Source organism: Longimicrobium sp., from assembly GCA_036387335.1.
Lineage (GTDB): Bacteria > Gemmatimonadota > Gemmatimonadetes > Longimicrobiales > Longimicrobiaceae > Longimicrobium.
Genome location: DASVTZ010000177.1, coordinates 58,198 through 69,033, shown reverse-complemented (window position 1 = coordinate 69,033; position 10,836 = coordinate 58,198). Strand labels below are relative to the sequence as shown.

6 protein-coding genes are annotated in these 10,836 nt (G+C 71.1%); 5 read left to right on the top strand and 1 reads right to left on the bottom strand.

Features of this window, described 5'->3' with window-relative positions; genetic code table 11:
• The first annotated feature begins 380 nt into the window (after window positions 1–380).
• The 5 genes from VF647_17425 to VF647_17405 all read left to right on the top strand — a co-directional run bounded on the left by VF647_17425 (window position 381) and on the right by VF647_17405 (window position 7,722).
• Entirely contained in the window at window positions 381–800 is a 420-nt protein-coding gene (locus VF647_17425) for a response regulator (protein ID HEX8453869.1), read from the top strand.
• Window positions 801–829: 29 nt separating this feature from the next.
• Window positions 830–3,865, top strand: coding sequence for a PAS domain-containing protein (locus VF647_17420; GenBank protein ID HEX8453868.1), 3,036 nt, complete (start codon window positions 830–832; stop codon window positions 3,863–3,865).
• The gene (locus tag VF647_17415; GenBank protein ID HEX8453867.1) at window positions 3,858–4,274 is read left to right on the top strand and encodes a response regulator; all 417 of its coding nucleotides are present in this window, start codon (window positions 3,858–3,860) and stop codon (window positions 4,272–4,274) included. The genes VF647_17420 and VF647_17415 overlap by 8 nt, the downstream gene beginning before the upstream one ends.
• Entirely contained in the window at window positions 4,271–6,025 is a 1,755-nt protein-coding gene (locus VF647_17410; protein ID HEX8453866.1) for an ATP-binding protein, read from the top strand. Before VF647_17415 ends, VF647_17410 begins: the two co-directional genes overlap by 4 nt.
• Window positions 6,026–6,288: 263 nt before the next feature.
• A complete protein-coding gene (locus VF647_17405; protein HEX8453865.1) occupies window positions 6,289–7,722 on the top strand; it encodes an NAD(P)/FAD-dependent oxidoreductase in 1,434 nt (477 codons plus the stop codon).
• Between the two features lie 412 nt (window positions 7,723–8,134).
• On the opposite strand, the gene VF647_17400 is transcribed toward VF647_17405, so the two are convergent.
• Window positions 8,135–10,669: an FdhF/YdeP family oxidoreductase gene (locus VF647_17400; protein HEX8453864.1), complete on the bottom strand. Its 2,535-nt coding sequence runs from the start codon at window positions 10,667–10,669 to the stop codon at window positions 8,135–8,137.
• Window positions 10,670–10,836: the final 167 nt, after the last annotated feature.

Genomic DNA, 10,836 nt, shown 5'->3' with positions numbered 1-10,836 from the left:
GTGCCAGCACGCGCCGAAGAGCCACCCCAGCGACTCCCCGATCTCGGCCAACACGCGGCGCACGCCCTCCTCCAGGGTGTCCGCCCCGAAGAGCGCTTCTCGGACAGCGGCCACCACGGGCACGCCTTCGATGTCGTCGCCCTCCCCGCCGTCGTCCGGTTTCATTGGTCGTCCTCAAGGGGGCCGTGTCGGGGAGGGCAGTGTACCTCCACCGCGCACGAAACGTCAATGGCCGGGGCGTGCACGGACATTGCGTATAACGATGGCTTCCAAGCAGATAGCCGGGCGGCGGGGCTCGCGCGCGAGGGTGGGCACGGCCCCGCCTTCCGCTTTGGCACGCGGCGCGAAGTACAACCGGGGGTGGTGGTACCGTGATGCCGATGAGGGACGATGAAGACGAGAGCACGCCCGGCCAGGCAGCCGGGCGCACTCTGCGCATCCTCGTTGTGGCCGACGACGACGTGGACCGCCTGGCGCTGCGCCGGGCGCTGGCGCGGACGGGCACGGCCCCGGAGGTCGGCGAGGCGGACGCGGTGCTCGCCGCCATCGGCCTGCTGACGGCCGAGGCGTACGACTGCGTCTTCCTGGACTACAACCTTCCCGACGGCGACGGGCTCACCTTTCTGCGCGGTCTGCGCGCGGCGGGGATCGACATCCCCGTGGTGATGCTGACCGGCCAGCAGGACGACCGCGTGGCCGCGCAGCTCGGCGAGAGCGGCGCGGCCGACTACATCGACAAGGCGGAGCTCACCCCGGCCCGCATCGTGGAGAGCCTGCGGCGCGCGCTCCCCGGCCGATAGATGACGCAACCCCTCATCCCGAGAACGAAGTGACCGAGCTCACTCCCCCCCGGATGGCCGACGCCCCCGCGAGCGACCCGGACCTGTACCGCCGGCAGCTGGAGACGGTGGCCGAGAACGCGACGCTGGCCCTCTTCATCATGGACGAGCAGCAGCGCTGCACGTACATGAACCGCGCGGCCGAGGAGCTCACCGGCTTCCGCCTGGAGGAGCTGCAGGGGAAGGAGCTTCACTACTACATCCACCACACTCGGCCAGACGGGTCGCACTACCCGCTGGAGGAGTGCCCCATCGACCAGGCCTTTCCGCAGAACATGCGGGAGCAGGGGGAAGAGGTCTTCGTCCACAAGGACGGGCACCTGTACCCGGTGTCGTTCACGGCCAGCCCCATCCGCCGCGACGGGGTGACGGTGGGCACCATCATCGAGGCGCGCGACATCACCCGCGAGCGGCACGAACAGCGCGAGGCGGAGGCCCGCGCACGCGAGGCGGAGCTGACGGCGCGCATCGGCACCACGCTCACCCGAGGCGGCCCGCTGCGCCAGGTGCTGCAGGGGTGCGCGGAGGCCATCACCGAGCAGCTCCAGGCCGCCTTCGCCCGCATCTGGACGCTCGACGAAGCGGAGCAGGTGCTGGTGCTGCAGGCCAGCGCCGGGATGTACACCCACCTGGACGGGCCGCACGGCCGCGTGCCGGTGGGCGCCTTCAAGATCGGCAAGATCGCGCAGGAGGCGGCGCCGCACCTCACCAACGACGTACTCACCGACGAGCGGGTGGGCGACAAGGAGTGGGCGCGCCGCGAGGGGATGGTCTCCTTCGCCGGCTACCCGCTGATGGTGGAGGGGCGCGTGATCGGCGTGATCGCCATGTTCGCGCGCCAGACGCTCTCCGAGCGCACGATGGCTGCGCTGGCATCCGTGGCGGACGGGATCGCGCTCGCCATCGACCGCGCGCGGATGGAGGATGCGCGCGAGCGGCTGCTGGGCGAGCTCAGGTTCGAGCGGACGCGGCTGGCCGGCGCCTTCCAGCAGGCGCCGGCCTTCATCGCCACCCTGCGCGGGCCGGACCACGTCTTCGAGATGGCCAACCCCATCTACGCCCAGCTCGTCGGCCACCGCGACGTCGTGGGAAAGCCGGTACGCGAGGCGATTCCCGAGGCCGCGGAGCAGGGCTTTCTGGAGCTGCTGGACCAGGTGTACGGCAGCGGCCAGGCGTTCGTGGGCAACGGGGTCAGGATCGAGCTGCAGCGCACCCCCGGCGCCCCGCTCGAGGCCCGCTACCTCAACTTCGTCTACCAGCCGCTCATGGAGGCGGACGGCTCCGTCGGCGGGATCCTGGTGCACGGGGTGGACGTGACGGAACAGGTGGAAACGCAGCGGATGATGGAGGAGCAGGCCGCCGAGCTGGAGGCGCAAAAGGAGGAGCTGCAGCTGCAGGCGCTGCGCATGGAAGAGGTGCAGGTGGAGCTGGAGGTAAGCAACGAGGAGCTGCAGCACGCCAACGAGGAGACGGCGCGCGAGCGGACGCACCTGGCGGCCATCATCGACCACGCGCCGGTCGGCATCCTGATCGCCGAGGCACCCACCGGGCGCATCGTGATGGGGAACCGCCGCCTGGAGGAGATCCTGCGCCACCCCGTGCTGCAGTCCGCGGGGGTGGAGGAGTACGACCGCTGGGTGGCCTTCCACCGCGACGGGCGGAGGGTGCAGGGGCACGAGTTTCCCCTTGCGCGCGTCTTCGCCACAGGCCAGCCCGCCGGGCCCGACGAGTACCTCTACCAGCGCGGCGACGGCACGCCCGCGTGGGTGCAGATCACGGGCGTGCCGCTGCGCGACGCGCGCGGCGCCGTCACCAGCGCGCTCGTGGTGCTGGACGACGTGGACGCGGAGCGCCGCGCCCAGGAAGAGCGCGAGAGCCTGATCCGGGAGCTGGGCCTGGAGCGCGCGCGCCTGCGCACCGTCTTTCAGCAGGCGCCGGCGATGATCGCCGTTCTGCGCGGGCCGGACTTCGTCTTCGAGATGGCGAACCGCCCGTACGTGTCGCTCATGGGAGGGCGCCCGCTGGTGGGGAAGAAGCTGCGCGAGGCCATCCCGGAGGTGGTGGAGCAGGGCTTCATCGAGATGCTGAACGGCGTCTACGCCACCGGCGAGCCCCACGTGGGCAACGAGACCCCCGCCCTGCTGGACCGCACGGGGCAGGGGAAGCTGGAAGAGGGGTTCTTCAACTTCGTCTTCCAGGCCCTCCCCGACGCCGACGGCTCGGTGGGGGGGATCCTGATCCACGCCGTGGACGTCACCGACCAGGTGCACGCCCGCCAGGAAGTGGAGCGCAAAGCCCAGGAGCTGGCGCGGACCGCGCGCGCCCTGGAGACCAGCAACCGCGAGCTGGACCAGTTCGCCTACGTCGCCAGCCACGACCTCAAGGCGCCGCTGCGGGGGATCAGCAACATCTCCACCTGGATCGAGGAAGACCTGGAGGGCGTGGTGGGCCCCGAGGTGAAGGAGCACCTGGAGCTGCTGCGCGGCCGGGTGCACCGCATGGAGGGGCTGATCGAGGGAATCCTGCAGTACTCGCGCGCCGGGCGGATGAAGGAGCGCGCGGTGCGGGTGGACACGGCGGAGCTGGTGGAGGAAGTGGTGGAGCTGATTGCGCCGCCCGAGGGGGTGCGCGTGGAGGTGGCCGCCGGCATGCCCGTGGTGCACACCGAGCGCCTGCCGCTGCAGCAGGTCTTCATGAACCTGATAGGCAACGCGGTGAAGTACGCGCGCGGCGGCGCGCCGCTGGTGCGGGTGGAGTCGCGCGAGTCGGCGGAGGGGATGTGCGAGTTCGCCGTCATCGACAACGGCCCCGGGATTGCGCCGGAGTACCACGAGCGCATCTTCGGGATCTTCCAGATGCTCGAAGCGCGCGACAAGGTGGAGGGAACGGGGATCGGGCTTTCCATCGTCAAGAAGCTGGTGGAGAGCCGCGGCGGGCGGGTGTGGGTGGAATCGGAAGAGGGAGCGGGGAGCACGTTCCGCTTCCTGTGGCCCCAGGCGCATGAGGAGAGCACCGGGAATGAGTGACAAGCTGCTGAACATCCTGCTGGTGGAGGACGACGAGGTGGACGTGATGAACATCCGCCGCGCCTTCAAAAAGGGGAACATCTCCAACCCGCTCTTCGTGGCGGGGAACGGCCTGGAAGCGCTGGAGATGCTGCGCGGCGACGAGCTGCCGCGCACCCGCCGCCTGGTACTGCTCGACCTCAACATGCCGCGCATGAACGGCATCGAGTTCCTGCGCGAGCTGCGCGCGGACCCCGAGCTGAGCCCCACCCCCGTAGTGGTGCTCACCACCTCCGACGCGGAGCGCGACAAGGTGGAGGCGTACAACCTCCACGTGGCGGGTTACCTGCTGAAGCCCGTCACCTTCAGCAACTTCTGCGAGACGATGGCCTCCCTCAACAAGTACTGGGCGCTCGTGGAGATGCCGTGACCGAGCCGCTGGATCCGCCCGCCGTCGCCACCGAAGATGCGCAGCCGCGGCTGCGCATCCTTGTGGTGGACGACGACCGGGTGGACCGGATGGCGATCCGCCGTGCGCTCCTGCGCGCGGGGGTGGACGCGGCGGTGGACGAGGCCGAAGCCGTCCCCCAGGCGCTGGCGCTGGCCGTGGCCGGCGGGTACGACTGCGTCTTCCTGGACTACAACCTCCCCGGCGGCAACGGCCTCACCCTGCTGCGCTCCATCCGCGCGGCCGGGGTGAACGCGCCGGTGGTGATGCTTACCGGCCAGGGCGACGAGCGGGTGGCGGTGGCGCTGATGAAGGCCGGCGCGGCGGACTACCTTCCCAAGGACGGCATCACCCCCGAGCGGCTGGCGGCCTCCCTGCGCTACGCCGTGGAGCTGCGCCGCGCCGAGGCCGAGACGCAGGCGGCCCAGGAGGAGCTGCGCGCCAGCGCCGAGCGCACCCGCTTCCTGGCCGAGGCCAGCCGCGTGCTTGCCGACTCGCTGGACATGGACGCCACCCTGCGCGCCGTGGCGCGGCTGGCCGTCCCCATGCTGGGCGACTACTGCGTCATCTACCTCACCCAGGAGAACGGGGAGCACCGCGGCGTGGCCGCAGCCCACGCGGACCCGGAAAAGGAGCCGCTGGTGCGCGCGCTGGAGCGGCACTACCGCCCTACCCGCGACCATCCCACCAGCTACGTGGCCGACGCCATCCGCTCCGGCGAGGTGCGCCACGTGGCCGTGGTGCCGGACGAGCACCTGGCCACCCTCGCCCGCACCGCGGAGGAGCTGGAGGTCTTCCGCGCCCTGCGCTCGCAGGCGGGGCTCTTCGTGCCGCTCGCCGCCCGCGGCCACGTGCTGGGCGCCATCGGCCTCCTGCGCACCAGCCCGGGCGCCGTCTACACCCCCGCCCAGGTCGCGCTGGCGGAGGACCTGGCGCGGCGCGCGGCGGTGGCCATCGACAACGCGCGCCTCTTCGAAGACGCCGCCCAGGCCCGCGCCGCCGCCGAGGAGGCGAACCGGGCCAAGAGCGAGTTCCTGGCGCGCATGTCGCACGACCTGCGCACGCCGCTCAACGCCATCGGCGGCTACGCGCAGCTCGTGGAGATGGGGGTGCAGGGCCCCGTCAGCGAGCTGCAGCGCGAGGCGATGGGACGGATCATCCGCGCGCAGGAGCACCTCCTCACCCTGATCAACGACATCCTCAGCTTCGCGCGGCTCGAAGCGGGCCAGGTGCAGATCGAGATCGCGGCGGTCCCCCTGCGCGACACGATCGAGGAGCTGCGTCCGCTGGTGCAGCCCCTCTTCGCCAAGCGTGGCGTGGCGCTGGAGCTGCGCGCCCCCGACGCCGCGCTCCACGTGCTGGCCGACGGCGAGCGGCTGATCCAGGTGTGCCTGAACCTGCTGACCAACGCCGCCAAGTTCACCGACCCCGGCGGCCGCGTGGTGCTCGACTGCGTCCCCTCCGACGGCACCGTCGCCATCCGCGTGCGCGACACCGGCCGCGGCATCCCGCCGGAGCGGATCGAGGCGATCTTCAGCCCCTTCATCCAGGCCGGCAACTCCGACGCGGAGACGCGCCAGGGCGTGGGCCTGGGCCTCGCCATCAGCCGCGAGCTCCTGCGCCTGATGAACGGCACCCTCTCCGTGGAGAGCGTCGTCGGCGAGGGCACGACCTTCGTGGTGCAGCTGGCGCGGGCGGTGGCCCTCACCCCCCCGACCCCCCTCTCCCGATAACAGGAGAGGCTGGCGCCTCTGTTATCGAGAGAGGGGGGAGGCTGGACGGTCCGCGCCCGCAGGTCTGCCCCCTCCCCCGCCCTGCGCCCCCGCAGGCGGGGGAGGGGGCCGGGGGGAGGGGGCACCCTGCGTGCACCAGACGCCGGCGATGCACACCCACGCCCCCTCTCTCGATAACGTGAGGGCGCAGCCCTCTCCTGTTATCGGGAGAGGGGGCAGCGAGGAACGAGCGGGGGTGAGGGCCTCTTTCCGGGAGAACACACGTGAGCGTTCCGGACGCGGTGGTGGTGGGCTCTGGTCCCAACGGGCTGTCGGCGGCGATCGCGCTGGCGCGGGCGGGGCGCTCCGTCGTCGTACGCGAGGCGGCGGACACCATCGGCGGCGGGATGCGCACCGAAGAGCTGACGCTCCCCGGCTACCTGCACGACGTCTGCTCCATCGTGCACCCGCTCGCCCTCTCTTCCCCCTTTTTCCGCACCCTGCCGCTTGAGGAGCACGGGCTGGAGTGGGTGCACTCCCCCGCCTGCCTCGCGCACCCGTTCGACGACGGCGCCGTGGCGATGCTGGAGCGCTCCATCGAGGCCACCGGCGCCACGCTCGGCCCCGATGCGCGCGCGTGGAAGAAGCTGCTCGGCTTCTGGACGGAGCGCTGGCTGACGCTGGCGGAGGACGTGCTGGGGCCGCTGGAGTTCCCCGACCACCCCTTTCTCCTCGCCCGCTTCGGCCTCACCGCCGTGCGCCCAGCGTACGGCGTGGCGAAGGGCGCCTTCCGCGGCGATCGCGCACGCGCGCTCTTCGCGGGCAACGCCGCCCACTCCATGGTCCCGCTGACGCAGTCGCCCACTGCGGCGTTCGGGCTGACGCTGGCGGCGGCGGGGCACGCGGTGGGATGGCCGATCGCGCGCGGCGGGTCGCGGAGCATCGCCACGGCACTGGCGTCGTACTTCCGCTCGCTTGGGGGCGAGATCGTCACCGGCGCGCCCGTGGACGACGTGGACGAGCTGCGAGGGGTCGGCACCATCCTCCTGGACCTGACCCCGCGGCAGGTGCTGCGCATCGCCGGGCACCGGCTGCCGGCGCGCTATCGCGGGGCGCTGGAGCGATACCAGTACGGCGCGGGGTCGTTCAAGATGGACTGGGCGCTCTCCGAGCCGATCCCCTGGCGCTCCCCGGAGTGCCGCCGCGCCGCCACCGTGCACCTCGGCGGCACCCTGGACGAGATCGCCGCCTCGGAGCACGCGCCCCTCGCCGGCCAGGTTCCGGAGAAGCCCTTCGTCCTCCTGGTGCAGCCCACCCTCTTCGACCCGACGCGCGCACCGGAGGGGAAGCACGTCGCGTGGGCGTACTGCCACGTCCCCTTCGGCCGCGACGTGGACATGACGGAGGCCATCGAGGCGCAAATCGAGCGCTTCGCCCCCGGCTTCCGCGACGTGGTGCTGGCGCGTAGCGTGATGCCGCCCTCCGCGCTGGAGCGCCACAACCCGAACCTGGTGGGCGGCGACATCAGCGCGGGCGCCATGACCCTGCGGCAGGTCTTCTTCCGCCCCGCCTTCCGCCGCAACCCGTACTCCACGCCGGTGGACGGGCTGTTTATGTGCTCCGCTTCCACGCCTCCCGGCGGTGCCGTCCACGGCATGTGCGGGTACTACGCAGCCCGCGCAGCCCTGCGCCGGCCGCTAGCGGCGCCGAATGCGTGATGGTTGGAGCGGGTTGCGGTAGCGGAGATTGTCGTGGGGGCGGGCACGGGCAGCCACATGGGGCGGCCCCTACATGTGACGGTGCGTGTTTGCGGGGGTTGGCGCGGAGGAAACGGTGGGCAGACACGCAGGTCTGCCCCTACAGATATTCGTGCGGAACCGCGGTGATCGGCGCGGCGGAAAGGGCGGGCGCGATGAATCGCGCCCCTACGGGATCTGTGCAGTTCTCCCCCTCACCCGCCCTGCGCCCCCGCAGGCGGGGGAGGGGGCCGGGGGGAGGGGGCCCTCTGCGCGCGCACAAACCCGCCGAACCGCACGCAAGCCCCCTCTCTCGATAACGGCGAGGGCGCAGCCCTCTCCTGTTATCGGGAGAGGGGGCAGTCGAGTGTAACGAGACGGGGGTGAGGGCCCCTCACGCCTTCGCCACCGTGATGATCACGAACTTCGAGGTCGGCGTGTTGCTGCGCGCGGCGACGCTGCCGATGGGGACCAGGACGTTGGTCTCGGGATAGTAGGTGGCGGCGCAGCGGCGGGGGATGGGGTAGCTCACCACGATGAAGCGCCGCGCCACCCGCTCCTCCCCGCGGAAATGGCTCGTCAGGTCCACCACGTCGCCCGCGGCCAGGCCCAGCTCGCGGATGTCCTCTGGGTTCATCATCACGACGCGGCGCTCGTTGTAGATGCCGCGATAGCGGTCGTCCAGGCCGTAGACGGTGGTGTTGAATTGGTCGTGGCTGCGCATCGACATCATCACCAGCTGCCCCGGCTCCAGCTTCACCGGCTGGATGCGGTGCACGGTGAAGTTGGCCTTCCCCGTGGTGGTGCTGAACTCGCGGCGGTCGCGCGGAAGGTTGGGGAGGACGAGCTCCCCGTGCTCGCGCAGGCGGCGGTTGTAGCCCTCGAAGCCGGGGATCACCCGCTCGATCAGGTCGCGGATGCGGCCGTAGTCGGCGATCAGCGAGTACCACTCCACCCGGTTGCGCGCTCCGAGCGTGGCGGTGGCCAGGAGCGCGACGATGGTGGGCTCGCTCTTCAGGTGCGGCGATGCGGGGTCCAGCACGCCGCGCGACGTGCGCACCACGCCCATCGAGTTCTCGGCGGTCACGAACTGCTCGCCCGTGAGCTGCACGTCGCGCTCGGCGCGGCCGATGGTGGGGAGGATGAGCGCCTGCCTCCCCGTCACCAGGTGGCCGCGATTGAGCTTGATGGAGACATGCGCGGTCAGGCGGCAGCGGCGCATGGCGGCGGCGGTGTACTCCGTGTCCGGCCCGGCCGAAAGGAAGTTGCCGCCCATCCCAAAGAACACCTTCACCTTCCCAGCGTGCATCGCCTTGATTGTCTCCACGGTGTCGTAGCCGTGGTGGCGCGGCGGGTTGAAGCCGAACTCCCTCTTCAGCGCGTCCAGGAACCGGTCCGGCATCCGTTCCCAGATCCCGACCGTGCGGTCGCCCTGCACGTTGCTGTGGCCGCGCACGGGGAGCGCGCCCGCCCCCTTCTTCCCAATGCTCCCCTTCAGCAGCAGCAGGTTGACGATCTCCTGGATGGCGCTCACCGCGTCCGGCTGCTGCGTGAGCCCCATCGCCCACGCCACGATGATGCGCTCGTGCCGCATCACCATCTCGGCCACGGTGCGGATCTGCGCGCGCTCCACCCCGCTCTGCTCAATGATGAGGTCCCAGCTTTCGGCGCGCAGGTCCTCGACGAAGGCCTCGTAGCCGTGCGTGTGGGTGCGGATGAACTCGTGGTCGAAAACGGTGCCGGGGCGCCGCTCCTCCTCCTCCAGCATCTCTTTGAGCACGCCCTTGAGGAGCGCCACGTCGCCCGCGATGCGCACCGGCACAAAGAACTCGGCGATGGGGGTGCCGTCGCCCACCAGCACGCTGAGGATGCGGCCGGGGTGCTTGAGGTCCTGCGGGTGCTTGAAGTGGTTCAGCCCCGTCTCGGGGAGGGGGTTGATGGCGATGATCTTGCCGCCGTTGCGCTTCAGCCGCTGGAGCGCCGTGAGCATGCGCGGGTGGCACGATCCCGGGTTCTGGCCGATGCTGATCAGCAGGTCGGCGTGATGCACGTCGTCCAGCGTCACCGTACCCTTGCCGATGCCGATGGAGTCGGTGAGGGCGCTGCCGCTGGACTCGTGGCACATGTTGCTGCAGTCCGGCAGGTTGTTGGTGCCGAAGTGCCGCACGAAGAGCTGGTAGAGGAACGCCGTCTCGTTGGCGGTGCGCCCGGATGTGTAGAACGCCGCCTCGTCCGGCGAGTCCAGCGCCCGTAGCTCCTTCGCCACCAGCCCGATCGCCTCTTCCCAGCCGATCGGCTCGTAGTGCGTGGCGCCCTCGCGCAGCACCATCGGCCGGTCGATGCGCCCCTGCTTCGCCAGCCAGTAGTCGGACCTCTCGGACAGCTCGGCGACGCTGTAGCGGCGAAAGAAGTCGGGGTCGATCAGCTTCCGCGTGTTCTCCTCGGCGGTGACCTTTGCGCCGTTCTCGCAGTACTCCGCGAACGCCGGCCGCTCGCCGGCGGGCGGATCGGGCCACGCGCAGCTCTGGCAGTCGAAGCCGCCCTCCTGGTTCAGCTTCTGGAGCATGCGCGCGCCGTCCGCGGCGCCCATCTCGGCGAGCGTGTACTTCATCGCCACGCGCACGGCGTTGATGCCGGCGGCGGTCTTCTGCACGTCGCCCAGGCGCAGCCCGGTGTGCTCCGCCGGCGGCTGCGCGTGGACACGGCCGTGGAACGCCTCGTCTGCGGCCGTGGCGGGGGGCTCTCCGGCGCGTGCCATCTCGCGCCGCACCCCGCCCTCGCTGGCGAGGCCGATCTTGGCGCTCTCCCACGCGTTGGCCTGCTCCCCGTCCGGCACGTCCCCCCGGATCGCCCCCTGCTCCGGCTCGACCGACGCCCGTTCCTCCAGCTCCTTCCTCTCTGCCGGATCGATGTTGCCGTGCTCGGTCATTCCGTGCTCCAATGGGGCGGGTCGTCTGGGGATCGATCGCGGTGCTGCAACAACCATACTTTCCGCGACCCAGGCTCCCTGACAACAGGCTGTTCGGCCGCGCTGCCTTTTCCTGCGGGATTGCCGTTTGCACTGATCCGGCGAGACGCGCGCGCTGGGGATCTTCC

Excerpts from the sequence above, each read along its gene's own strand:
- VF647_17425 (HEX8453869.1), top strand. The coding sequence starts at position 381 with ATGAGGGACGATGAAGACGAGAGCACGCCCGGCCAGGCAGCCGGGCGC.
- VF647_17415 (HEX8453867.1), top strand. The coding sequence starts at position 3,858 with ATGAGTGACAAGCTGCTGAACATCCTGCTGGTGGAGGACGACGAGGTG.
- VF647_17400 (HEX8453864.1), bottom strand. The coding sequence starts at position 10,669 with ATGACCGAGCACGGCAACATCGATCCGGCAGAGAGGAAGGAGCTGGAG.